This window comes from Bacillus sp. FH (genome assembly GCF_052216825.1).
Taxonomy (GTDB): domain Bacteria; phylum Bacillota; class Bacilli; order Bacillales; family Bacillaceae_G; genus Bacillus_A; species Bacillus_A paranthracis.
This window is the reverse complement of the sequence record NZ_JBQOUU010000001.1, coordinates 970,946-994,323: the sequence shown is the minus strand read 5'-3', so window position 1 is coordinate 994,323 and position 23,378 is coordinate 970,946. Positions and strand designations below refer to the sequence as shown.

22 protein-coding genes and 3 pseudogenes are annotated in these 23,378 nt (G+C 33.1%); 17 read left to right on the top strand and 8 right to left on the bottom strand.

Features of this window, described 5'->3' with window-relative positions; all coding sequences use genetic code 11:
- Positions 1-259 precede the first annotated feature (259 nt).
- A complete protein-coding gene (locus tag ACTT1L_RS05300) occupies positions 260-1,057 on the bottom strand; it encodes a cell wall hydrolase (RefSeq protein WP_076873504.1) in 798 nt (265 codons plus the stop codon).
- A 292-nt stretch (positions 1,058-1,349) separates the two neighbouring features.
- Here ACTT1L_RS05300 and ACTT1L_RS05295 point away from each other — a divergent pair, with 292 nt between their 5' ends.
- The 7 genes and pseudogenes from ACTT1L_RS05295 (at position 1,350) to ACTT1L_RS05265 (ending at position 7,262) form a co-directional block, all read left to right on the top strand.
- Complete coding sequence (locus ACTT1L_RS05295) at positions 1,350-3,191, top strand: S8 family peptidase (protein WP_086707500.1); 1,842 nt, start codon at positions 1,350-1,352, stop codon at positions 3,189-3,191.
- Between the two features lie 176 nt (positions 3,192-3,367).
- Positions 3,368-4,357 (top strand): phosphatidylinositol diacylglycerol-lyase, encoded by a 990-nt coding sequence (gene plcA, locus ACTT1L_RS05290; RefSeq protein ID WP_076855448.1) that lies wholly within the window; start codon positions 3,368-3,370, stop codon positions 4,355-4,357.
- A 48-nt stretch (positions 4,358-4,405) separates the two neighbouring features.
- Positions 4,406-4,501: pseudogene (locus ACTT1L_RS05285) on the top strand (GntR family transcriptional regulator); the annotation flags it as partial.
- A gap of 214 nt (positions 4,502-4,715) precedes the next feature.
- The gene (locus tag ACTT1L_RS05280; protein ID WP_046198523.1) at positions 4,716-4,907 is read left to right on the top strand and encodes a hypothetical protein; all 192 of its coding nucleotides are present in this window, start codon (positions 4,716-4,718) and stop codon (positions 4,905-4,907) included.
- A gap of 186 nt (positions 4,908-5,093) precedes the next feature.
- Positions 5,094-6,527 carry a MocR-like pyridoxine biosynthesis transcription factor PdxR gene (gene pdxR, locus ACTT1L_RS05275; protein WP_000454974.1) on the top strand — a complete coding sequence of 478 codons (1,434 nt, stop codon included), beginning with the start codon at positions 5,094-5,096 and terminating at the stop codon, positions 6,525-6,527.
- A gap of 33 nt (positions 6,528-6,560) precedes the next feature.
- A pseudogene (locus tag ACTT1L_RS05270) lies at positions 6,561-6,761 on the top strand (CidA/LrgA family protein); the annotation flags it as partial.
- 75 nt (positions 6,762-6,836) lie between these two features.
- Positions 6,837-7,262 carry a YfmQ family protein gene (locus tag ACTT1L_RS05265; protein ID WP_000214617.1) on the top strand — a complete coding sequence of 142 codons (426 nt, stop codon included), beginning with the start codon at positions 6,837-6,839 and terminating at the stop codon, positions 7,260-7,262.
- Between the two features lie 22 nt (positions 7,263-7,284).
- Here ACTT1L_RS05265 and ACTT1L_RS05260 read toward each other — a convergent pair whose 3' ends face one another.
- The 3 genes from ACTT1L_RS05260 to ACTT1L_RS05250 form a co-directional block, all read right to left on the bottom strand.
- On the bottom strand, positions 7,285-7,755 hold the full coding sequence (locus tag ACTT1L_RS05260; RefSeq protein ID WP_014297950.1) for a CBO0543 family protein: 471 nt from the start codon (positions 7,753-7,755) through the stop codon (positions 7,285-7,287).
- Positions 7,661-8,827 carry a DUF2515 domain-containing protein gene (locus ACTT1L_RS05255; RefSeq protein WP_074544026.1) on the bottom strand — a complete coding sequence of 389 codons (1,167 nt, stop codon included), beginning with the start codon at positions 8,825-8,827 and terminating at the stop codon, positions 7,661-7,663. Before ACTT1L_RS05255 ends, ACTT1L_RS05260 begins: the two co-directional genes overlap by 95 nt.
- A gap of 145 nt (positions 8,828-8,972) precedes the next feature.
- Positions 8,973-11,699, bottom strand: coding sequence for a putative bifunctional diguanylate cyclase/phosphodiesterase (locus ACTT1L_RS05250; protein ID WP_229132713.1), 2,727 nt, complete (start codon positions 11,697-11,699; stop codon positions 8,973-8,975).
- A 428-nt stretch (positions 11,700-12,127) separates the two neighbouring features.
- On the opposite strand from ACTT1L_RS05250, the gene ACTT1L_RS05245 reads away from it, so the two are divergent.
- From ACTT1L_RS05245 to ACTT1L_RS05230, 4 genes are all read left to right on the top strand, one after another.
- Complete coding sequence (locus ACTT1L_RS05245; protein ID WP_431085642.1) at positions 12,128-12,517, top strand: VOC family protein; 390 nt, start codon at positions 12,128-12,130, stop codon at positions 12,515-12,517.
- A gap of 218 nt (positions 12,518-12,735) precedes the next feature.
- Positions 12,736-13,551, top strand: a complete 816-nt coding sequence (locus ACTT1L_RS05240) for an alpha/beta fold hydrolase (RefSeq protein WP_061131622.1) — start codon at positions 12,736-12,738, stop codon at positions 13,549-13,551.
- 30 nt (positions 13,552-13,581) lie between these two features.
- Positions 13,582-14,157 (top strand): histidine phosphatase family protein, encoded by a 576-nt coding sequence (locus ACTT1L_RS05235; protein ID WP_001099569.1) that lies wholly within the window; start codon positions 13,582-13,584, stop codon positions 14,155-14,157.
- Between the two features lie 324 nt (positions 14,158-14,481).
- On the top strand, positions 14,482-14,799 hold the full coding sequence (locus ACTT1L_RS05230) for a hypothetical protein (protein WP_000809486.1): 318 nt from the start codon (positions 14,482-14,484) through the stop codon (positions 14,797-14,799).
- A gap of 91 nt (positions 14,800-14,890) precedes the next feature.
- Here ACTT1L_RS05230 and ACTT1L_RS05225 read toward each other — a convergent pair whose 3' ends face one another.
- Positions 14,891-15,529: a YczE/YyaS/YitT family protein gene (locus ACTT1L_RS05225; protein WP_442821824.1), complete on the bottom strand. Its 639-nt coding sequence runs from the start codon at positions 15,527-15,529 to the stop codon at positions 14,891-14,893.
- Positions 15,530-15,724: 195 nt separating this feature from the next.
- On the opposite strand from ACTT1L_RS05225, the gene pepT reads away from it, so the two are divergent.
- A complete protein-coding gene (gene pepT / locus ACTT1L_RS05220; protein ID WP_000806991.1) occupies positions 15,725-16,957 on the top strand; it encodes a peptidase T in 1,233 nt (410 codons plus the stop codon).
- Positions 16,958-16,994: 37 nt separating this feature from the next.
- On the opposite strand, the gene alkA is transcribed toward pepT, so the two are convergent.
- From alkA to adaA, 3 genes are read right to left on the bottom strand one after another with little or no spacing between them, the layout of a single operon-like run.
- Positions 16,995-17,906 carry a DNA-3-methyladenine glycosidase II gene (gene alkA / locus ACTT1L_RS05215; RefSeq protein ID WP_000123534.1) on the bottom strand — a complete coding sequence of 304 codons (912 nt, stop codon included), beginning with the start codon at positions 17,904-17,906 and terminating at the stop codon, positions 16,995-16,997.
- Positions 17,903-18,433, bottom strand: coding sequence for a methylated-DNA--[protein]-cysteine S-methyltransferase (locus ACTT1L_RS05210; protein ID WP_001089830.1), 531 nt, complete (start codon positions 18,431-18,433; stop codon positions 17,903-17,905). Before ACTT1L_RS05210 ends, alkA begins: the two co-directional genes overlap by 4 nt.
- On the bottom strand, positions 18,414-19,010 hold the full coding sequence (adaA, locus tag ACTT1L_RS05205) for a bifunctional transcriptional activator/DNA repair enzyme AdaA (RefSeq protein WP_074544023.1): 597 nt from the start codon (positions 19,008-19,010) through the stop codon (positions 18,414-18,416). The genes ACTT1L_RS05210 and adaA overlap by 20 nt, the downstream gene beginning before the upstream one ends.
- A gap of 77 nt (positions 19,011-19,087) precedes the next feature.
- On the opposite strand from adaA, the pseudogene ACTT1L_RS05200 reads away from it, so the two are divergent.
- The 5 genes and pseudogenes from ACTT1L_RS05200 to ACTT1L_RS05180 form a co-directional block, all read left to right on the top strand.
- A pseudogene (locus tag ACTT1L_RS05200) lies at positions 19,088-19,225 on the top strand (exodeoxyribonuclease III); the annotation flags it as partial.
- Positions 19,226-19,524: 299 nt separating this feature from the next.
- The gene (locus ACTT1L_RS05195; RefSeq protein ID WP_074544022.1) at positions 19,525-20,490 is read left to right on the top strand and encodes an iron-hydroxamate ABC transporter substrate-binding protein; all 966 of its coding nucleotides are present in this window, start codon (positions 19,525-19,527) and stop codon (positions 20,488-20,490) included.
- A gap of 27 nt (positions 20,491-20,517) precedes the next feature.
- The gene (locus tag ACTT1L_RS05190) at positions 20,518-21,525 is read left to right on the top strand and encodes a FecCD family ABC transporter permease (protein ID WP_001173060.1); all 1,008 of its coding nucleotides are present in this window, start codon (positions 20,518-20,520) and stop codon (positions 21,523-21,525) included.
- Positions 21,518-22,540, top strand: a complete 1,023-nt coding sequence (locus ACTT1L_RS05185) for a FecCD family ABC transporter permease (protein WP_000920465.1) — start codon at positions 21,518-21,520, stop codon at positions 22,538-22,540. Before ACTT1L_RS05190 ends, ACTT1L_RS05185 begins: the two co-directional genes overlap by 8 nt.
- Positions 22,541-22,554: 14 nt before the next feature.
- Positions 22,555-23,376, top strand: coding sequence for an ABC transporter ATP-binding protein (locus ACTT1L_RS05180; protein ID WP_000025757.1), 822 nt, complete (start codon positions 22,555-22,557; stop codon positions 23,374-23,376).
- Positions 23,377-23,378 lie beyond the last annotated feature (2 nt).

Genomic DNA, 23,378 nt, shown 5'->3' with positions numbered 1-23,378 from the left:
TCACCTGCTAACGAATAGTTTGTTTTTTATTTTTTTAGTGTATAACAATTTTATGAAGGTAAGAAATAAATTTTATTAATAAAGGGGAGTTTTTGAACTTGATGCTTTTTTAATTTCTTAGAGTGATGAAGTAAATACAAGTGTCTTTATTTACAAGAAGAATTAGTTTTCAAAGACCACTATATCACATGATAAATAAATTCTTACATACAAAAAAACAGACCTTTTAAGTGAAGAGGTCTGTTAATGATTTTAAATGTTATTTAGCGAAGACGTGGTTACCAATTACTGCTACTGTTTGACGTGTCGTAATCCATTTGTCTGTTGATGTTTTCGGATTATAGAAATAAAGCCAATCAGAATGTATTCCATTTGTGGAGATAGCCTCTTCTACAGCCATTTTTGCTTCTGCGCTTGCAGGTTGATTAATTCTTCCATCTGTAACAGGAGTAAATGCATATCCGTATGTAATAGGTTCATAAATAACGCCTGTTATTGTATTTGGAAACCCATTTGCATTTACACGGTTTAGTATAACTTTCGCTACAGCAACTTTTCCTCTATATGATTCTCCACCTGCTTCAGCGGTAACTAAGCGTGCCATTAAGTCTTTTTCTTTTTCTGAAATGCTTGAGTTGATTTTCAAATGTTGTCCTGCATAGAGCTTGTTTCCGACTGTATTGTTAATTTGTTTTATAGATTGAACGGTAACATTGTAACGCTTTGCTATCGTTTCCAATGAATCTCCCGGTTGTACTTGATAAATAATTTGCTCAGAAATGTTCGCAGGTTTGGCGTTTTGGTGAACAGTGGTTTCATTTGAGTTGACGGAACCTGGAATATGTAACTGTTCGCCAATGAAAGTTTGATCGTTTCCTTTATGGTTAGCCTGTTTAATGGATTGTATTGAAACGTCGTATCGTTTACTAATGCCCCAAAGTGTATCATTCTTTTTTACTGTATGAATGGTAGAAGCCTCAGCTGTACTTTGACTACATACGAATGTAATTGCAGCCGCAGATAAAGGGATTATATGTTTTATTTTTAATAATTTCATTGTAAATCCTCCTAAGAAAAAATTAAGGTGAAGCTGTTAAGTACTGTAGTTCAAAATGTCTATATATAATATTTTAATGTAAGTATATTAGCACATATAAAATAAATAATCATTATAAGTTTCTTATTTATGTAGTGTAGAGTCCGAATATGAAATATTGCATATGAAAATCCGTTGAAGTTCATATTGCTGATTACTATAATCTATTTAGTAGAAGGGGGATATGTTATATAAATAAAATTATTATAGATTAATATAATGATTAAATATTATTAATAGGAGAAGTGATGTAATGAATATATTTAAAAGAATATTTGTTTCAGCTGTAATCATTTCAATGTTTTTAGGAATAGGAGGCACTGTCAATATTGTAAATGCTGATTCTATAGAACAGCAGAGTAAATTAGGAATAGACCAAGAAACAGATAAGCAAATCATTGTAAAATTCAATGCGAATTTGAAATTACCATATGAAGATGGTATTGAAAAACAAATACAATCTCAAACGAACGATAAAGTACTAGAAGATCTTTTGGTAGAATATCCAGATGTAACATTCATGCGTTTATTCACATCTGTAAGTCCAGAGGAAATAGAAGACCTTGAAGTGAAAGCGCCAAATAATGTATCTACAAGTTTATTAAACTACTATATTCTTCAAACTCAAAATGGTGAACAAGAGGAAGAACTAGTAGATAGGTTAAAGAAATCTTCTTTAATAGAAGATGTGTATATGAAGAAACAAGAAAAAATAACGCCACCAGAAGTGCAACCATCAAGTGTATCTCTTAATCCTAATAACAATCCTAGATTTAAACAACAAGGTTATTTAGAAGCAGCACCATACGGTATTAATGCGCCCTTCGCCTGGGAAGTTCAAGGCGGTAAAGGAAACGGTATAACTTTTGTTGATATGGAATATGGATGGTTATTAAATCATGAGGATTTAGTACATCAAAATATTGAATTAATGTCTGGAATAAATATAGATCAACATGTCGGTCATGGGACGTCTGTACTAGGAATTGTATCCTCTGAGGACAATGAAGTTGGGAATATTGGGATTGCGCCAAAAGCGAAAGCAAAGGTGATTTCTCAAATAAGAGATAACGGACAGTATAATACAGCTGATGCAATATTAAGTGCTGTAAATCAGTTAGAAGCTGGGGATGTTTTATTGTTAGAGGCACAAGCATCTTTCGATGGATATGGTGATAAATATTTACCTGTTGAAGTACAACCAGATATCTTTGATGCGATCCGTGCTGGTACAGATAAAGGTGTTGTCATTATAGAAGCTGGAGCAAATGGTTGGAATGATTTAGATCAATTTAAAGATAGAAATGGTAAACAAATTTTAAATCGTAATAGTAAAGATTTTAAAGATTCAGGTGCAATTATGGTAGGAGCGGGCTCTTCATCTCTCCCTCATGAGCGTATGTGGTTTTCGAATTATGGCAGCCGTATTGATGTGTATGGTTGGGGAGAAAACGTAGATACAACTACAGCAGAGCAAAGTCGAAGTGCTGTAAACCTGTATACATCTAGCTTTAGTGGCACGTCGAGTGCGTCGCCTATTATTGCCGGAGCAGCGACTTTAGTACAAAGCATTGCGAAAGAAAATTTAGGACAACCATATAGACCGAGTGAACTAAGAGCGATATTAAGCAACCAGAGCACAGGAACAAAATCTAAAGATCCATATTCAGATAGAATTGGTGTTTTACCAGATTTGAAGTCTATACTAGTTAACTTAGGGTATGGAAAAAGAAAACCAAACGGTGGGAATGAGTTACAAGTAACAGAAAATGAACCAAATAATGAACGTATACAGGCAAATAAAGTTAACTTTCATACACCGGTGAAAGGAACGTTACATAATAGTGATAGAGTAGATGTATTTACTTTCCAAATTGACTCTATGGAAAATATTGGTATATCCCTACTAAATGAACAAAATATCGGAATGACATGGGTACTTCATCATGAATCAGATTTAAATAACTATGTAGCATATGGTGAAAATGAAGGAAATGTAGTGAAAGGAACTTATAATGCAAAGCCAGGTAAATATTATTTATACGTCTATAAGTATGAGAATAAAGATGGTTCATATGTATTGAATATAAAGTAAACGAAAGGAGCTTCAGATGAAGTTCCTTTAAATTTTTCTAATTCAGGATATATGAATGTTTTTTAACTTTATTTCTATGCAATATTTCATACTTATGAAATGATATTTATTTTTTACTCACTAGATTATATTATATTCAATAAGTTTGATATAAAACAAAAAAAGGAGGAATAATAATGAGCAGTAAGAAATTTATTTTGAAATTATTCATATGTAGTACGATATTTATCACATTTGTATTTGCTTTACATGAGAAGAGAGTCGTTGCGGCTAGCTCTGTTAATGAGCTTGAAAATTGGTCAAAATGGATGCAACCTATACCTGATAATATCCCGTTAGCACGAATTTCAATTCCAGGAACACATGATAGTGGAACGTTTAAGTTGCAAAATCCGATTAAGCAAGTATGGGGAATGACGCAAGAATATGATTTTCGTTACCAAATGGATCATGGAGCTAGAATTTTTGATATAAGAGGACGTTTAACAGATGATAATACGATAGTTCTTCATCATGGGCCATTATATCTTTATGTAACCCTACACGAATTCATAAACGAAGCGAAACAATTTTTAAAAGATAACCCGAGTGAAACAATTATTATGTCTTTAAAAAAAGAGTATGAGGATATGAAAGGAGCAGAAGGTTCCTTTAGTAATACGTTTGAAAAAAATTATTTTGTTGATCCTATCTTTTTAAAAACAGAAGGAAATATAAAACTTGGAGATGCTCGTGGGAAAATTGTACTACTAAAAAGATATGGCGGTAGTAATGAATCTGGAGGATATAATAATTTTTATTGGCCAGATAATGAAATGTTTACGACAACTGTAAATCAAAACGTAAATGTAACGGTACAAGATAAATATAAAGTGGGTTATGATGAGAAAGTAAAATCTATTAAAGATACGATCAATGAAACGATGAATAATAGTGAGGACTTACATCATCTATATATTAATTTTACAAGCTTGTCTTCTGGTGGTACAGCATGGAATAGTCCATATTACTACGCCTCTTACATAAATCCTGAAATTGCAAACTATATAAAACAAAAGAGTCCTACAAGAGTAGGTTGGATCATTCAAGACTACATAAATGAAAAGTGGTCACCATTGCTGTATCAAGAAGTTATAAGAGCGAATAAGTCATTAATAAGAGATTAAAGATGATGAGAGTAAGAAGCGATAAAATACGTCGCTTCTTATTAAAAAACAGTGTATCTTGTAAATGGACCAATTTTTGAGTTATCTCAATCGATGTTTCATTATGAGAAGGCTAAACTTTTAAATCAAATTAATTTCAAATGAAAATTAGCATAAATAATCCTGCAAAAAAGCAACTGATCATACGTGTTCAGTTGTTTTTTTATTTTTAAAGTGGATGAGCAAAAAAACATAAAAGTGGTTGGTCCGTTTTTGGCAAACATCCATTATGATAAGAGAAGAAAGGTAGTATGTTATTAACATTTTAAAGAGGAAATTCTTTATTAAAATAGATTGTCTTTAGAGAGGTGAAAATACAATGATTTTTGCAATTTCACTAGTCGTTATTATTGTAATTGGATCACTGTTTGGAACCGTACTAGTTGCACGGAATGTGGAGGAGAATTACGGCAAGTCTACAAAGAGAAATGTGAAAAACTTATCCACTATTTATATTATCCTTCTTTTCGTACTACTTGTTGGGGTAACGTGGTATGCGGTAATAATTTGATAGTTTGTAACAGAACTGCAACGAGAGTATGAAGCTGGAATTTCAGAAGCTATCGAGTAATCAGAAACGGGGCTATTTTAATATATCCATTTTAGGATGAGAAAATGTGACTAATTAATACTATTTTTACGGTAAATACTGTTAGTAATAAATTGAGGATAGTTAGCTTTGAAAGGAGGCAACTATATGGAATGGAAACCAAATCGTGCAGATAAGACGCCTGTATATAAACAAATAGCGGATTATATTGAAAGAGGTATTTCTTCAGGTGAGTTTCCTTCTGACAGTAAGTTACCTTCTGAGCGCATGTTAGCAAAAGAATTACAGGTAAATAGGAGTACGATAGTAGCTGCATATGAAGAATTAAAATCACTTGGAGTAGTAGAACGGCAAAAAGGAAGCGGAACACGGGTGAATACAGACATATGGGGTGTTTCACATAAACGAATACCGAACTGGGGTAGGTACGTTGAGGATGGATCGTTCTTACCTAACGTACCACTTGTTCAACAAATTAGAACGGAAACACAAAAAGAAGACTTAATTAATTTAGCGAGTGGTGAATTGTCACCAGAATTAATTCCGAGTGATAGATTCCGAACAATTTTGTCGGAGAAAACATTTATGGAAAACCTCGGTTATGACCATCCACTTGGAAATGAAATGTTGAGAAAAACAATTGCGGCACATGTTCAGCAATATAAACAAATTGAAGCAGATTCGAATTCTATCCTTATTACATCAGGAGCACAGCAGGCACTTAATCTTATCGTTCAATGCTTATTAAAACCTGGCGATGCGATTGCAATTGAGGACCCTTCGTATTGTTTTTCACTGCCGATGTTTAAATCTGCTGGCTTAAAAATATTCCATTTACCTGTTGATCAGCATGGAATGAATCCAGAAGACTTAATTGATTTGCATAAAAAGCATCGTATTCGTATGGTATTTTTAAATCCGGATTATCAAAATCCAACTGGAACTGTGCTTTCATTAGCAAGACGTAAAAAGATTTTAGAACTGTCTTCTGAATTTGGTATACCGATTGTAGAAGATGATCCGTATAGCTTAACTTCATTTAATGGAGAAGTGAATCCAACATTAAAATCAATGGATCAAAACGGCAATGTTCTTTATATAAGTTCATTATCAAAAATTGTTGCATCAGGATTACGTATTGGTTGGATAATTGGCCCAATGCGTGTAATAGAACGTTTAGCGGATGCAAAGCAGCAAGTTGATTTTGGCCATAGCGTATTTACGCAGTGGGTGGCAAATCAATTTTTAGAATCAGAAGATTTTCATGCACATATTACAATGCTCCGTGGACAATTGAAGGAAAGAAGAGATGCGTTAATTAGAAAGCTTGAAGAAATATTAGGGGACCAGGTTGAATTCTTTGTTCCAGAGGGTGGAATACATTTATGGTGCAAAGTGCAAGGAACGTTTGATGAATATCATTTATTAGGTGAATCTATACGAAATGGTGTAGCGTTTGTCCCGGGGAGTGTTTTAGGTACTAAAAGTGAATATGTTCGTTTTACTTTTGGGAGAGTAAATGTCGAACAAATTCAGCTGGGAATGACGAGATTTGCGGAAACGTTAAATGAAATTTCATAATAGTAATGCGTAATATTGAAATGAGGGAAAGAAATGAAGTACGTGATGCTTTTACTTCAAGTAGGCGTGCTATATGTATTTAGCTTAGTTGGTACGTGGATTCAAGGGGTATTCCATCTATCAATGCCAGGAAGTTTAATAGGGATGTTAATGCTTTTTCTACTCCTTTCTATTCGTATTTTACCATTAAAGTGGTTTGAAGAAGCGACAATCGGTTCGGTGACTATGATTGTAACAGGGATACTCATCAGTATATTTAGACCATATGGAACGAAATTTATATTTTAAATTGTAATGGAGATGATGAAAGTGACAACATGGTTTATAGTTACATTATTTATTTTTGGTGCCCTTAAAGTACTCGTTTCTAGTATGCCAACTTCAGTTGTAGAATCTATTATTAGTAGATTTGAATTACATCAAAAACTTGATGAGGAGAATACCTCTATATCGATAGATGGAAAAAATATAGAGGGGGAAATGAAACTACAAGTTATTCATGAATTTAATGAAGCTTTATTTTTAGATAAACATTATTTTCCACCGCGCGGAGAAGGAATACCAATCGTCATTGATACGAAAAAAGGGAATAAAGAGATTAGATTTTCTCTATACAGCTATGAGGAACACGTTGACGTAATAAAGCAATATAAGAAGAAAGTCGTTGCCTATCGTTTACGATCTAAAAGCCTTCAAACCCGTGCACCATTAGCAATAACTAAAGATTATGCTTAAGAAGAGATCTATAATGATCTCTTTATTTTTTTATACAATGATATACTTTCCAAATAAAAAAAAAGAATATCATATAGCCAAATAAAGAGTATGTATGATTCCAATCTACACTATGAGTAAAGAAACCTAATCTTTCAGCAATCTGTTCAAAAATGCTAGCACAAATACCTATTGTAAGAATAAATAGAATCCTAGAAAATACAGATAGGTTTTTTGAAATGTGTATGAAAATTGTTGTTAAAATCGGTAGTACAAACAAAGTAAAGCCTATGTTAACTGAAAATATGGATGAGAATGGTCTAACCGGAAAGGAATATATTTGTTTCGCAACAAAGAAAGCATCTAAGCAAGTGCCGATAATAGAAGATAGTAAGATTGTAACGACTAATGCGAAAAGGTTATTCTTCTTCTCGAAGGAGAACATTTTTCTTTGCAAGAATGGCCAGTTCAATCTTTTCGAGTGTTTTACAGTAGTCTTCTGTGATTTGTCCATGTATCCTTTCCTCCTTATCAGTTAAATAATGTATGACTTGCCAGTCGTTAAACCAATCTTCATATTCTGCTTCTTCATGTTTCATATTTTTCCATGCATACATAAGTGCAGGGCTATATATACGGTAGGCATCACTTTTTAATTGGCATTTCTTTATTCTTCGTTTATAAAACTCTCTTGAAAAGGATTCATTTACGCTTGAAAATAAATGTGGCCAATAATCTTTTCGTGATCCAGTGTGTGGATGAGTGTCAGCCCATTGTAGTATACGAGCTAAAACATGCTCATCATGAAATAATAGTGCATATAATCTTTTTCCGAGCAAAATTCGTTCGTGTAAGGAAGTGAAGTGTTTCATTGTATCACCAATTAATTTTGTTTTCTGTATAGGCTTTTCTTCGCAGAAAGGGAAGAGGATATGATTAAATTGAAAGAAATCAAAAAGTTTGAATCCAATACTATTTAGTACATTTTTTTTGAAGTGTTTATTTTGAATTACTCTTTTTTCTAAGTAGTTTTGTTCATTAATAATAGTGGAAATAGCTAATATTTGTTTGTTTCCGGTTTTCCAAAAAAAGTTCCATATCGTTTCCATAAATGTTGACACATTGAGATGAGGGAGGAGATAAAAAAGATTTTTGGATTTTTTTACACTCTGTTCATATAACAAAAATTGTGGATACACATCTTGAAAGATAAGCCAATTCCCCCGTTCTAAAAAAGAAAAGAAAGTAAATTGATCTTTCTCAGATAACAACTTCGTATATAAATCCCCCTTTAAATCTGTCATGTTCCAACCGCCGTTACGCGAAACCATATGTCCAAGTAATGCCCAATGTATTTCAGGATACCTTTTGTAAAATTGATAGTAAGCGCGAGTTCTTGTCACATTATTTTGATTTAATAATTTTGTTCTTTCTTTAATTGTATGTATTAATATTTCTTCTTCTTTCGAAAAGGGGTAAAGAAAGTTATTTGCGTTGGTGCATTTTTGTTTTAGCTCATTTTTTATTGAGAAGAGGGATAGGGGAATGTTTTTGTAAAGTTTATGATTTGGATTGTCGTGCTGCATGTAATTCCCTCCAATTCAAGTCTGTTATCATAAATATATTAGTAACTACTTACATAAATGATATGTGAAGGAAATGAAAAGTTGCAAAGCACAAAAAAAGAAAGAGGAGACGGGCTCTTCTTCCTTTTTCTTGTATGTATTTGCGCTAATGGTTATAACGAACACCTTTTTTGAGAAGAGTAGAAAATGAATCAGCATGAATAGGCTTGCTGTAGTAGTAGCCTTGAATCAATTGACAATTATTTTTTTGAAGGAAACTCACGTGTTTTTTCGTTTCTACACCTTCAGCGATAACTGACATTCCTAATGTATTTGCTAATGTGATGATTGTTTTAATAATTTCCATTCCATCGTCACATGTTTCAGACATTGTAATAAATTCTCGTGGAATTTTTAACGTATCGATTGGATATAAAGGTAAGTAAGCTAGCGAAGAATAGCCTGTACCAAAGTCGTCGATTGAAATGTGAATCCCTAAACTTTTTAGTGTACGCAGTTTTATCAATGTTTCTCGCTCATCCATCATTGCAATTCGCTCTGTTAACTCAAGATCGAGAGAACTTGCTGGTAAACCTGTATTTGCTAAAGTAGAAGAAATAGACTTTACAAAATCCTCTTGTTCAAATTCTTTAGCAGATAAATTCACACCTATTTTTAAATGTGAATATCCGAGTGAGTGCCAACGTTTCATTTGCTCACAAGCCTGCTCTAATGTCCATTTTCCTATTGGAATGATTTGTAGTGTTTCTTCTGCAATCGGAATAAACTCGTATGGAGAAATAACGCCTAATTCGGGATGATTCCACCTGATTAGAGCTTCTGCACCGATAATTTTATTAGATTCACTATTAACTTGAGGTTGATACAAAAGGAATAATTCTTCATTTTGTATTGCATTTGGTAAATCTTTCTCTAATCGTAATCGTCTTTCAATTTTTTTAGCGATTACATCGTCATAAATAGAGACAGCGTTAAGCTCTTTTGCCTTTGCATCATACATTGCAACATTAGCGTTTTTCAAAAGTGTAGCGGTATCGATTCCAGAATGTGGATAAATAGCGATGCCGATACTCAGTGATAAAGTTAATGTATATTCATGTATGACAAACGGCTTTTCTATGCTTTCAAATAATTGGTTACATAACTCGAATAAGGCATATTCGTCAGTATAATTTTCAATTAAGATTGTAAACTCATCACCACCAATTCTTGACAGATGAGTATGTGATGGAAGACATGATTGGAATCGCTTTGCAACTTCTTCTAATATGTAATCTCCGGCCGAATGTCCAAGTGTATCGTTGATTGCTTTAAAGCGATCGAAGTCTAAATATAATAATGCAAACTCGTTTTCTGTTTTTTTAGCACTTTTTATAACTTTTTTTAATTTCTTATGGAAAAAGGCACGGTTCCCAATTTTCGTTACAGTATCATGGAATGCTAAATATTTAATTTCTTCTTGCTGTTTTTTTAGTGCAGTAATATCTTTCACCATAATATAGCTTCCTGAAATTTGACCGTCTATCATAATAGGGACGATGGTAACGTATAAAAAATAAGTAAAGCCATCTTTATATTGAGAACTAAGTTGTATGGATGCCGATTCTTGTTGTTTCACTTTTTCTAATGCTGATGCTAGTTTATGTTTATCTTCATCTAAAATAATCGAAAAACAAGTTTCACCAAGTAACTCATCCGTTGGTGCACCGAGTAGTATACTTCCAGCTTTATTTACATTTAAGAATACGCCATTTAAATCAATTGTAAAAATAGGGTCAGGATGATATTCATATAATGATTTGAATTTTTGTTGCTTTTGAGATAGAGCCTCTGATTTATGAACTAAATCTGAAGTTCGTAATCTAACTTTTTCTTCCAATTGGGCATTGAATACTTGTAAACGTTTGGTTAGAGAATTGTTTTGCATACGTACAATAGAATGACGAATGAGTACGAAAATAAAAGCAATACAATTTCCCGTAATGAGAATGGAAGATGCTGTTTGTTCTTTTAACGTAAACCCGATTAGTATTGCAACAGCAAGATAGGGAAATACAACTAAAGCCTTTTTTCCTATTATAGGGTTTACAATGAAATAATTTTTATGACTATTACGATCTTCTGAAATAGATCCAGCTATTGCAATAAGTAATATAGGTATTCTATATAAAAGACGTAATAGTGTTATCGTTTCAGTTGATAAATGGTTATGTAAGTAAAAATAAATATAGTTAAAAGTTGCAGAACTTATTAATACAAAAATAAAGATATAAATTTTCCGTTTAGAATTAAAAATTGTTGGACGGAAAAAGAGACTAACACCTAGTAGAAGAAATAATAAATCTGCAATTGGATATAGAAATGAAAGGAAAACATCTCCTAGTGAAAGAGAGAATATATTTAAATTTGGTTGATTAAATAAATACCACTCCAATGTGAATATGGAAGTAAGTACTATGCATATATCACAAATAAAGAACGCTTTTTCCCATTTATCGCATTCTTTTAGGATTTTATAGCAGAAAGCGATAAGACAGAAGAGTAGAAAAAGCATATAAAACACATCAGAAATAGTAAAACGATGTATTGGAATTTTGAAGAAACTCTCTTGATATGTATATACTATTTTTCCTAATAAAAAACTACCAATTGCTATCGTGATACATATCCAAAACGGATTTGAACTAACTTTTTTAGAATATATAGAATAAATGAGTGATACAAATGTAATGGCTTCAACAATAAGGGAAGCAAAGCGTACATCCGAATTTGAAAAATGAGTGGGGAACAGATAGAAAAACATAAAATAGATTGAATAACACATTAATGTTCCAATTAATATACATAGCTGTAAATTTTTATTTAATTCCAATAAAATCACCTTCTTTAATTATGCACTATATTCGTAATATCTATACATAATAATATTATTTAAGAATTGTATCAGATTTCCTTATAAAAATCATGTTTATAAGGAAGTTTTGAAAAGTGTAATTGCTCTAAAAAATGAAAAATATTGCATTTGATAGTATATACTGTATAAAGATTTTAAATAGAAATTGTATATTTAGTCATCTTTTGAATTGTAAAGGTTTTTTAGTGATTTGAAAGTAGAGAGGCAAAATTGCATATAAAATGATAAAGGCTTTTTTGAATTTTAATTTTTGACTGATAGAGGTTATTTTAAGTAAGACCTTTGTATGTATTTATTCTTATACTAATGAGTAATTTCAAAAATGTGTTACGTATGTACAATAATACGTAACACATTTTTGAAATTTTTAGTATGGGAGGAAAATCATGGAAAATTTGGTGAAGTTTCGAATTGCACGTCCGACGAATAAGTTTGAAGAGGTTATAGCATTCTATGAAAAAGGATTAGGCTTAAAACGTATAGGTGAATTTTACGATCATGAAGGTTATGATGGGGTCATGTTTGGGCTCCCAGATGAAGAGTATCATTTAGAATTTACAAGACATATTGATGGGAGTCCTTGTCCAGCTCCGACAAAAGATAATTTACTTGTATTTTATATGAGTGAAGATAGTGAAATGAAAAAGGTGAGTAAAAGGCTGCATGCATTGGGATACGATGAAGTGGAACCAGAAAATCCATATTGGAAAGATAAGGGGATAACGATTGAGGACCCAGATGGTTGGAGAATTGTGTTGATGAAAATAGAAGAATAAGGGGTAACAAAACTGATAAGAACAAGGTTTCAAATTGGATAGGGTAAAATAAATCAGCTTTCTTCTAGGAAATAAAAATAGAAGGAAGCTGATTTATTTTTAGTCTGAAAATTTAAATTTGACAATCAATTGTAGGGGATGTAAATTGGGAACGTGTATTCTTATAAATTTGATAGTGTTGCCATTCAAAAGGAATGTATAAATAGGGAGGATTTTTTATGTTATTTCGAATTGAAGATGCAGAAATATACTATGAAATTGTTGGAGAAGGAAAACCAGTCATTATCATACATGGCTGTGCTCCTGACCATAGGTTAATGATGAAATGTATGGAATCAGTATTTCAAAAAGATGAAGGTTATAAGCGAATATATATTGATTTACCTGGAATGGGAAAGTCGAACGCTCCAGATTGGATAAATAGTTCAGATCATATATTAGAAGTGTTAACTATGTTTATTGAAGAAATCATTCCAAAGGAAGATTTTTTACTAGTAGGAGAGTCTTTCGGTGGATATTTAGCTAGAGGGATACTTTCAAAAATGTTTGAGAGAGTCAATGGACTATTATTAATATGTCCTGTGGTTGTTGCGATGCAAAAAGAAAGATGTTTACCGGATAAACAGATAATTGTACAAGATAAGGAGTTTTTAAATACGTTAACTTCTACCGAAAGAGAAGAATTTAGCGAGTTAGCAGTAGTAGCAAATGAATATACATATAAGCGATTTCAAGAGGAAATTAAGCCGGGGTTAGATGTTGCTAATTATGAGTTTATTGAAAGGTTGCAAAAAAATTACTCTCTTACTATAGATTTTCACCGTAAGAAATATGAGAAACCTGTTCTGTTATTAGCCGGAAGACAAGATATATCGGTAGGTTATCAAGATATTATAGAAATTATTGATGATTACCCAAGAGCGACATTAGCGGTGTTAGATATGGCAGGGCATAATTTGCAAATTGAACAGCCTGAATTATTTGAGAGTTTAGTAGGAGAATGGATTAGACGAACAAATCAGCAAAGTTTATAAAAAACGAATGAATATTTTCAAGGAGGAAGTATGAATACATATATTTATATGGTTAGGCATGGTGAATCACCAAAATTAGAAGGGAGTGAAAGAACACGGGGATTAACTGAAAAGGGAAGTTTAGACGCTCATAGAGTAACGGACATATTAAAAGCAGAGGCAATTGATACTTTTATTTCAAGTCCGTATAAAAGGGCTGTGTTAACGATAGAAAAAGCAGCCAATTTCTATGAAAAAGAAGTATTAATATATGAAAATCTCAAAGAGTGTATGTTTTTAAGTGAGGATCAGGTTATATCAGATAAAGAAGTGTATCCACTTGTAAAGAAGATGTTCTCTAATCCGGATTTTGCACGAACGGAAGGAGAGTCATATACGGATTGCCAGAGAAGAGTAGTGAAAGTATTAAGAGAAATCTTAATGGATTTTCAAGGACAAAAAATTGTAATTGGTACACATGGGCTTGTCATGACATTAATGATGAACTATTTTGATGAACAATATGATTTTGAATTTTTAATGAATACGTCAAAACCAGATATATATAAGATGGAATTTAATGAAGAACAATTAATGAATGTAGAGAGATTATGGAAAGCGGAATAAAGTTGGTTGTATGGATTTTGTTGTAAAAGTTACTTTTATAGCAAAATCTTTTTTATTTCAATAGAAAGCATTTTTATCAACTATTTTTAGAATGTTAAATCAATAAGTAATTATTCAGTTTCTGAATAATATAATTAAAAATTGGTTTAAGCAAACAATTTTAAATGTGACAAAACTCCAAACGTTGGATTTATATTCAATAGGAGAAAAAGATGTAGAAGTTTGTCTTACTGTCCTCGTTTACTTTTTATTTCATTACATATAGGCTTTGTGGTGTAAGGGAGGACATCACCTTTACGCAAAATCTATAAGGAGGTCATTGTAATGAAACAAATTAAAAAGTTTGCGGGAGTTGCTTTAGCGGGGACGATTGGATTAAGTGGACTACTGTTTTTAGAACCAAGTATAAGCGCTGCGGAATCACAGCAAGTGAAAGAGGAGAATTTCAATGCAATTGATGTATCGATGAATCTAAATGAATTATATGTATTAAGTGGCAGAAGCATTGATATTCTTTCTGGAGATAAAGAAGCAATTCAGCTAAATAAATACACAATTCGTTTTAGTAAACCCGGGAAGTACATTATTAGGGTAAATGGTTGTATTTATAACGATGTATATACTTTTATTGTGAATGGTTAGTATATCTTCTTAAATTATGGAATAAAAAAGAAACGCCCTATTTGCGGTGAGAATCGTAAATAGGGTGAATTTATTTGTATTAAATTGTACTTTAAACATGTTCACTAATTTTCTTTTTGTTATGTAGAGTATGTAAAAGTGTTTGAAATACCTTAAATGATTGCTGAAAGATTGGACTTTGAATAAAGGTATACAGAAAAGTTACGATAAAAACAGGACCACCTAGCATAAATCCAATAACTAGTACAATGCATTCTACAATGATTCGAGCACGGCTAATAGATAGACCTGTTTTGTCGGAAATAGTAAGCATGAATCCATCACGAGGTCCAGCACCAATTCCAGCCGCAACATACATACCTCCACCGATACCTGTAATGGCAATACCAGAAAATAAAATGAGTAAGTTTATCCATAAATAATCACTAGCGTTTGGAAGAATATTTGATTGTAAGAAAAAGTCCATAATGGGACCGGTAAGTAGTGCATTTAAAAATGTTCCCACATTTATATATTTTCGATCTACTAGTAAAGAAATGAGAACGAGACATAACCCACATATGACACTCCACGTACCAATCGTCCATCCAAACCTTTGGTAGAGAGCCATATTTAAAACTTCCCAAGGATGTAAACCGAGAAATTTTACTTTGACTGCAAGAGCATTTCCAAGCCCAAAGAAGATTAACCCTAAGAAAAAAAGAAAATAGCGAAAGAGAGTTAGCCTCATTTTTAAAACCTCCCATATTGTATAATTATGTATATTACATGTAAGGGTTTTAATGTACAAATTTTACGACTTTTCAGCCGGTATTTAAAATAGCTAAAATACAAATGAAATATATGTATTCACAGTCAAAAAAGTTAAAATATTTCGTCTCAAGGATTATAATAGAGAAAGAAGTATAAAAGGGAGTGAATGAATTTGAAACAAGAACTTATTGAAAGATTTACGAGATATGTAAAGATTGATACGCAATCAAATGAAGACAGTCATACAGTGCCAACAACACCAGGACAAATTGAGTTTGGTAAGTTATTAGTTGAAGAGTTAAAAGAAATTGGGTTAACAGAAGTAACGATGGATGATAACGGATATGTAATGGCAACACTTCCGGCTAATACGGATAAGGATGTTCCTGTAATCGGCTTTTTAGCACATTTAGATACAGCAACAGACTTTACTGGAAAAAATGTAAAACCACAAATTCATGAAAACTTTGACGGGAACGCAATTACATTAAATGAAGAGCTTAATGTTGTATTAACGCCAGAACAGTTCCCAGAATTACCGTCTTATAAAGGACATACGATTATTACAACGGACGGTACAACACTGTTAGGAGCAGATGATAAAGCTGGTCTTACAGAAATTATGGTTGCAATGAATTATTTAATACATAATCCGCAAATTAAACATGGGAAAATTAGAGTTGCGTTTACGCCGGATGAAGAAATTGGCCGCGGCCCAGCGCATTTTGATGTAGAAGCGTTTGGCGCTTCATTTGCTTATACGATGGATGGAGGTCCATTAGGTGGTTTAGAGTATGAAAGCTTTAATGCTGCAGGTGCTAAGTTAACGTTTAACGGAACGAATACACATCCTGGAACAGCGAAAAATAAAATGCGTAACGCAACTAAACTTGCTATGGAGTTTAATAGCTATTTACCAGTAGAAGAGGCACCAGAATATACAGAGGGGTATGAAGGATTCTATCATTTACTTTCTTTAAATGGTGATGTTGAGCAAAGTAAAGCGTATTATATTATTCGAGATTTTGATCGTGAAAATTTTGAAGCGCGTAAACATAACGTTGAAAATATTGTGAAGCAAATGCAAGAGAAGTATGGACGAGATGCAGTCGTTTTAGAAATGAATGATCAATACTATAACATGCTTGAAAAGATTGAACCAGTGAGAGAAATTGTTGATATTGCATATGAGGCAATGAAAAGTTTAAATATCGAACCAAATATTCATCCGATTCGCGGTGGAACAGATGGATCACAATTATCGTATATGGGATTACCAACCCCAAATATTTTCACAGGTGGTGAAAACTATCACGGTAAATTTGAGTATGTTTCGGTAGATGTTATGGAAAAAGCTGTTCAAGTTATTATAGAAATTGCAAGACGATTTGAAGAACAAGCTTAAAAAAGAACCAAGTAGTGCAAAAACGCTACTTGGTTTTTTAGTATAATACTCGCCACAAATAAAAAGTTGCGTAAGACTCCCAGTTGATCCAATTTGCCGCAAAATCTTTTATTTCCTGTTTAGTCGGTTTACTTTTAGAACCTGTTATATATTTAATTGCATTGTGCAAACCAACATCGTCAATTGGAAAAGCGGAAGGGAATCGTAAACAGCGCATTAAAACATAGTGAGCAGTCCACGGACCTATACCATGTATAGCAGTTAATTGTTTTTCAGCAATCTTTACATCTTGTGTTTGTAGTAAAGATTCTTTTGATAGTTTTCCTTCTGTAATAAGCTTTGCAATACCGATTAAATATTCACATTTTCTAGTCGTCATTTTTAAATTTTTGAGATCCTCTACGTGTAAATTGGCAATTGTTTCATGTGATGGGAATATCCAATGCTTTCTATCGTTCCATTCTACATAACTTCCAAATGTCTCGACTAATCTTCTTTTTAGTGTATAAGCATAAGTGAGGTTAATTTGTTGCCCGATAATTCCCCAGGAAAGTGCCTCAAATAAGTCTGGAATACCTAAAGTACGAAGGCCAAAATATTGTTCAATTGGTCTTTGAAGGAGTACATCATGTTTAGCTAATGTATAAAAGGGAGCTAAATCAGTAGTTAAATCAAACCATTCAGTTACATAGTTAGCTACAGCATCGCGTATCGGTTTTGCAGAGATATAGGCTTCTCCTAAAAAACGTATTTGAATAGTATCATCCGCATTCATACTAATTTCAACTAAAGGATTTACATCGTGAACAGGGATAACTTTATAAATTTTGTTATCTTCAATGTGGAACATACATTCATTGTTAGAACGGGATAGATAGCGTAAATTTTCTTGAAAACTAAATTCTGTTGGAACTGTTAAAGTTAATGCGTTACTATATTCGGCTGTCATATGAATTCCACCTGTAATTTTTCTAATGCAAGCAATTCTTTCTTCATTTCTAATCCTCCTCTAAAACCAGTTAGTTTACCATTCTTTCCGATAACACGGTGGCAAGGAATCATAATGAGAATTGGGTTGGCAGCAATAGCAGACGCAACGGCACGTACCGCTGTAGGTTTTTGAATTCTATCTGCAATTTCTGTATAAGAATATGTTTTTCCATAAGGAATTTCACGTACCGTACTCCAAACAGATAATTGAAATGCAGTTCCGTAAGCAGCGATAGGGGATGTAAAGGTTTCTCTCTTGTTTTCTAAATACTCGATCATTTCTTTTGTATATACTTGTAAGTAATCTGGACTATGGATCAATATATGTTGAGGCAGTTTTTTTCTAGCCCATATATTTACTTCTTCAAAGGTTTCGTTTTGTGATCCAATGAAACATAGTCCAGTTTCAGTTGCAGCAATATGAAACTTCCAATTTGCATGTGTAAGTAGCGTCCAATATATATAATTATTTTTGTAAGAATTCATTATTGTATCCCTCTTTTATTTCATTCTTTTTTCGATATTCAGTAGGGGTAAATCCAGTTTTCTTTTTAAATAAAGTTGCGAAATATTCTGGGTTTTCTATCCCGACGGCAGTACTAATTTCTTTAATGGGTTGATTTGTGTGTAAAAGGTGTTCTGCTGCTTTAACAATTCTGAACTGCTGTATATATTCTATCGGACTTATTCCTGTCATTTTTTTGAAAGTGCGTTGTAAATGAAAGGGGCTACCATGGCACATTTCCGCAAGTATGTCTAGAGTTAATAATTCATCAAAGTGTTTTTCGATATACTCTTTAATTTGTTCTACCCACTCTTCATTAGGTAAAGTGAGCCCATTTGGTTTACAACGTTTGCACGGGCGAAAGTTTTCACTTAATGCTTGCTCTGCATGATGAAAAATTCGTACATTGTTTTTATTCGGTATTCTTGATTTGCATGACGGTCGGCAAAAAACCCCGGTTGATTTCACGGCATAAAAGAATTTGCTATCATAGGAAGAATCATTATGAATAATTGCTTGCCAATGTTCATTTGTTAACTTAACTCCTTCATTGTGCAAAGAACATCACCTCTGAAATTAGTATAACCTGAATAAAGTGTGTATGTATGTATTCATAAATGTAAGAGCAAGATTACAAAGGTGAAAATATTGGATGGCGTTTAGATTATTTTGTTGTTTCCGAGAGAATGAAAGACCAAATAACAGTGGCGAAAATTAATAGTGAAGTAATGGGGTCAGACCATTGCCCAGTTGAATTACATATAAATTTCTAAAAAAAGAAGTATCTACCTAACATGAGGCGGATACTTCTTTTTTAATTCAGTTTGTTAAAATTTTTCAAATCTTTCTTGAAATAATTGCATATTAAATATATAATTAGTAACGATAATCATTATCAATGAAAAGGATTATCAATGGGTGAGGTATAAAAGAATTATAGCTTAGGGGAAGTGAACGAGAATGAGTTCTGGATAGAATTATTAATCTAATAAAATATATATGTAGGACAAGTTTCATATAGTTAAATTTTATTGAGAATATAGTTTGGAAATTCGAGAGGAGATATTTAAAGATGAATAAGAAGTTATTTACATTAGGTATGGTAACAGTTTTAAGTGTAGGACTAGCAGCATGTAATAGTGCGGATAAAACTTCAGGAGAAAAAACTCAACAGACAAAGGCTAGTGAGACGAAAAAAGACGAAAAACGAAAAATTACATATTTAGGTAAAGAATATACAGTGCCAGCAAAAGTAGATAAAATTGCAACAGCTAGTTTAGAGTCAATGGAAGATGCAGCAGTACTTGGAATTAAACCAGTTGGTGCGATTACGGTTGGTGGTAAATTACCAAAGTATCTGGAGAAAGATTTAGAAGGTGCGAAATCTGTTGGTGAGAAAATGCAACCAAATTTCGAAACATTACTTCAATTAAAACCAGACGTTATTACATCTAGTACGAAATTCCCAGCAGAAACAGCTGAAAAGTTTACGAAAGTAGCTCCTACATTCCCGGTATCACATGTTTCAACAAATTGGGAGGATAACTTAAAGTTAATGGGAGAATTAACTGGTAAAAAAGATAAAGCTGAAAAAATTATTAAAGATTACAATGCGGACGCTGAAAAAGCAAAAGCAAAACTAGGAGATAAGTTAAAAGACAAAAAAGTCCTTGTAATTAGACTAAGAGCAAACGAATTATTCCTATACCCAGAAGGAGTATACTTCAACCCTGTAATTTATAAAGATCTTGGATTAACTGTTCCAGAACAATTGAAAACTGTAAAAGCACAAGAGAAAATTTCATTTGAAAAACTTGCTGAACTAAACCCAGATTATATTTTCTTACAATATGAAACAACTGAAAATAAAAACCCGAAAGTGCTAGAAGAAATTGAAAGTAATCCAATTTGGCAAAGTATGAATGCTGCGAAAGAAAAGAAAGTATTTGTAAACGTTGTTGATCCAATGGCACAAGGTGGTACTGCTTGGAGTAAAACAGCGTTCTTAAAAGAAGCAGTGAAAAAATTATCTAAATAATACAATAAGTAAGGTGCGTTGAATGATATGCAGAAAACAAATGCAGTACCAGTAACTATATTATGTATAGCACCCATACTCATCTTATTTACAGTTATACTTTCTATTTTGTATGGGGCGAAAAGTATTGATGCTGAAACGGTGTGGAACGCGTTATTTCATTTTGATTCAAGTGATGTAAATCATAATATCATTATTACTTCACGTTTACCAAGGGTAGTTGCAGCTCTTTTAGTTGGAGCATTTCTAGCCATATCAGGAGCACTTATGCAGGGGATGACAAGAAACTATCTTGCATCCCCTTCTATTATGGGTGTGACGGATGGGGCAGCTTTTGTTATTACACTTTGTATGATTTTTCTTCCGGGAATGTCATCGATTGGTATGGTTGTATGTTCAATGATTGGTTCTGCATTAGGAGCCGGTATCGTATTTGGTTTTGGTTCGCTCCTTCAAAATGGTTTATCGCCAGTTCGGTTAGCGATTATTGGGACAGTTATTGGAACATTTTTAAGCAGTGTGTCTGCTGCAATGGCTTCATACTTCCAAATTTCTCAAAATGTTAGTTTTTGGTTTAATGCAAAATTAGACCAAGTAGACCCTAATATCATTAAAATTACGATACCGTTTGGGATAATTGGAATAGTTTTAGCGCTGTTAATATCAAAATCTATTACGATTCTTTCTTTAGGAGAAGAAGTTTCTATTAACCTAGGGCAGCGTACAAAACTAGTTAAAGCGATGGCTATTTTATCAGTTATCTTTTTAACAGGAACGGCAGTTGCTTTAGTGGGGAAAGTTGGTTTTGTAGGTTTAATTATTCCGCACATTACTCGCTTTATAATTGGGGTAGATTATAAGTGGATTTTGCCATGCGCAGGCGTTATTGGCGGCGTTTTTCTAGCGTTATGTGATATTTTAAGTAGGTTTGTAAACTATCCATTTGAAACACCGATTGGAGTCGTTACCTCCTTAATTGGAATTCCTTTCTTCCTTTATTTAATCCGTACAAGAGGAGGAGAGAGACATGCTTAAAAGTTCAAGTCAACGTTTTGGAATGACGATGGGGATTAGTATATTTTTAATACTATGTGCTATTTATATTAGTTTAACGAATGGTACGTTTGATATTACGATTACAGATGTATGTAAAACACTCCTTAGAATAGATCCAGTACCAGACCATGATTTAGTTATTTTTGAGTTTCGTCTCCCGCGCATCATAATTGCGGGATTAGTAGGGGTAGGTCTCGGTGTTGCAGGTGCTGTTATTCAAGGAATTACGAGAAATGGATTGGCAGACCCAGGTATTTTAGGAGTTAATGCAGGAGCAGGAACAGCAATCGTCATTTTTATGTTTTTCTTCCAAGGGCAATTAAAAAGCACAGACTGGGTTTCTATTATGATGATGCCAATGTTTGGTTTAGTAGGCGGATTAGGTGCAGCTATCATCATTTATCTGTTTTCTTGGAAAAATGGTAAGTTAGATTCGCAGCGTCTTTTATTAACAGGGATTGCGATTGGATCAGGATTTGGAGCCTTTTCTATGTATTTATCACTCAAAATGAAGTCAACCGATTTCGAGATGGCTGCAGTTTGGGTGTCAGGCAGTATATATAGTGCAAACTGGAAGTATATTATTGCAATGTTACCGTGGCTTATCATACTGATTCCACTTATACAAAAGAAAGCTTATTTATTAGATTTATTTCAATTGGAAGAAACGAGTATTACAAGTTTAGGTGTTTCAGTAGAAAGAGAGAAATCAATTTTACTACTAAGTAGTATCGGACTTGTAAGCGCATGTGTTGCAGTTTCAGGAAGTATTGGTTTCATCGGATTAATGGCACCGCATATAGCGAAAAGACTTGTCGGTATTCAGCATAAGCATATCATTCCTACGTGCGGAGTAATTGGAATGTTTCTTGTAATTGCTTCAGACTTTATCGCAAAAACAGTTTTCACACCTGTAGAGTTACCAGTTGGAATCGTTATTTCTATTGTCGGTGTACCTTATTTCTTATATTTACTTTATAAGGCGAAAGCGTAAGAGGAGGAATAAAAGTGAGTATTTTAAGTGCGAAAAATTTAGAAACAAGTTATGAAAAGCTTACAGTGTTTCGCGATTTAAATGTGGAAATACAAGAAGGAAAAGTAACGACAATTATAGGACCAAACGGGTGCGGTAAATCGACACTGTTAAAAACGATGGGAAGAATTTTAAAGCAAAAGAGTGGTAAAGTATATTTGCAAGGACAGGATTTACATACAATTCCAACGAAAGAAATTGCGAAGCAGTTAGCTCTACTTCCGCAAACTCCAATTGCACCAGGAGAGCTTAAGGTAGAAGAATTAATTTCTTATGGACGTTATCCACATCGAAATAATGTAAATAAGTTAACTTCAAAAGATAAAGAGATGATTGACTGGGCATTAGATATAACGAAAACTTCTGCATTTCGAACGAGACAAATTGCAAATCTATCAGGTGGTCAACGACAAAAGGTATGGCTAGCGATGGCTTTGGCACAAGAGACAGAAGTGTTGTTATTAGATGAGCCAACTACATATCTTGATATGTCTCATCAATTAGATGTATTACAAATTGTGGAGAAATTAAATAAAGACCATAATTGTACGGTCGTTATGGTATTACATGATATTAACCATGCAGCAAGGTTTTCAGATGAAATTATTGCAATGAAGGAAGGAGAAATCGTTACAACTGGTAGCCCAGAAGAAATCATTACAAATGAAGTGTTAAAAGAAGTATTTCATATTGATGCACGTGTCATGATTGATCCGTATAATGGGTCTCCTGTTTGCTTCGGTTATGATAGCGTTGTATTTCAAGAAGAAAAAGTAGAAATATATGTAACGAGTTAAGA

What these genes read in the sequence shown, in the direction of transcription:
- ACTT1L_RS05300 (WP_076873504.1), bottom strand. Translation starts at nt 1,057, where the DNA reads ATGAAATTATTAAAAATAAAACATATAATCCCTTTATCTGCGGCTGCA.
- ACTT1L_RS05295 (WP_086707500.1), top strand. Translation starts at nt 1,350, where the DNA reads ATGAATATATTTAAAAGAATATTTGTTTCAGCTGTAATCATTTCAATG.
- plcA (WP_076855448.1), top strand. Translation starts at nt 3,368, where the DNA reads ATGAGCAGTAAGAAATTTATTTTGAAATTATTCATATGTAGTACGATA.
- ACTT1L_RS05280 (WP_046198523.1), top strand. Translation starts at nt 4,716, where the DNA reads ATGATTTTTGCAATTTCACTAGTCGTTATTATTGTAATTGGATCACTG.
- pdxR (WP_000454974.1), top strand. Translation starts at nt 5,094, where the DNA reads ATGGAATGGAAACCAAATCGTGCAGATAAGACGCCTGTATATAAACAA.
- ACTT1L_RS05260 (WP_014297950.1), bottom strand. Translation starts at nt 7,755, where the DNA reads ATGGACAAATCACAGAAGACTACTGTAAAACACTCGAAAAGATTGAAC.
- ACTT1L_RS05255 (WP_074544026.1), bottom strand. Translation starts at nt 8,827, where the DNA reads ATGCAGCACGACAATCCAAATCATAAACTTTACAAAAACATTCCCCTA.
- ACTT1L_RS05245 (WP_431085642.1), top strand. Translation starts at nt 12,128, where the DNA reads ATGGAAAATTTGGTGAAGTTTCGAATTGCACGTCCGACGAATAAGTTT.
- ACTT1L_RS05240 (WP_061131622.1), top strand. Translation starts at nt 12,736, where the DNA reads ATGTTATTTCGAATTGAAGATGCAGAAATATACTATGAAATTGTTGGA.
- ACTT1L_RS05235 (WP_001099569.1), top strand. Translation starts at nt 13,582, where the DNA reads ATGAATACATATATTTATATGGTTAGGCATGGTGAATCACCAAAATTA.
- ACTT1L_RS05230 (WP_000809486.1), top strand. Translation starts at nt 14,482, where the DNA reads ATGAAACAAATTAAAAAGTTTGCGGGAGTTGCTTTAGCGGGGACGATT.
- ACTT1L_RS05225 (WP_442821824.1), bottom strand. Translation starts at nt 15,529, where the DNA reads ATGAGGCTAACTCTCTTTCGCTATTTTCTTTTTTTCTTAGGGTTAATC.
- alkA (WP_000123534.1), bottom strand. Translation starts at nt 17,906, where the DNA reads ATGACAGCCGAATATAGTAACGCATTAACTTTAACAGTTCCAACAGAA.
- ACTT1L_RS05210 (WP_001089830.1), bottom strand. Translation starts at nt 18,433, where the DNA reads ATGAATTCTTACAAAAATAATTATATATATTGGACGCTACTTACACAT.
- ACTT1L_RS05195 (WP_074544022.1), top strand. Translation starts at nt 19,525, where the DNA reads ATGAATAAGAAGTTATTTACATTAGGTATGGTAACAGTTTTAAGTGTA.
- ACTT1L_RS05190 (WP_001173060.1), top strand. Translation starts at nt 20,518, where the DNA reads ATGCAGAAAACAAATGCAGTACCAGTAACTATATTATGTATAGCACCC.
- ACTT1L_RS05185 (WP_000920465.1), top strand. Translation starts at nt 21,518, where the DNA reads ATGCTTAAAAGTTCAAGTCAACGTTTTGGAATGACGATGGGGATTAGT.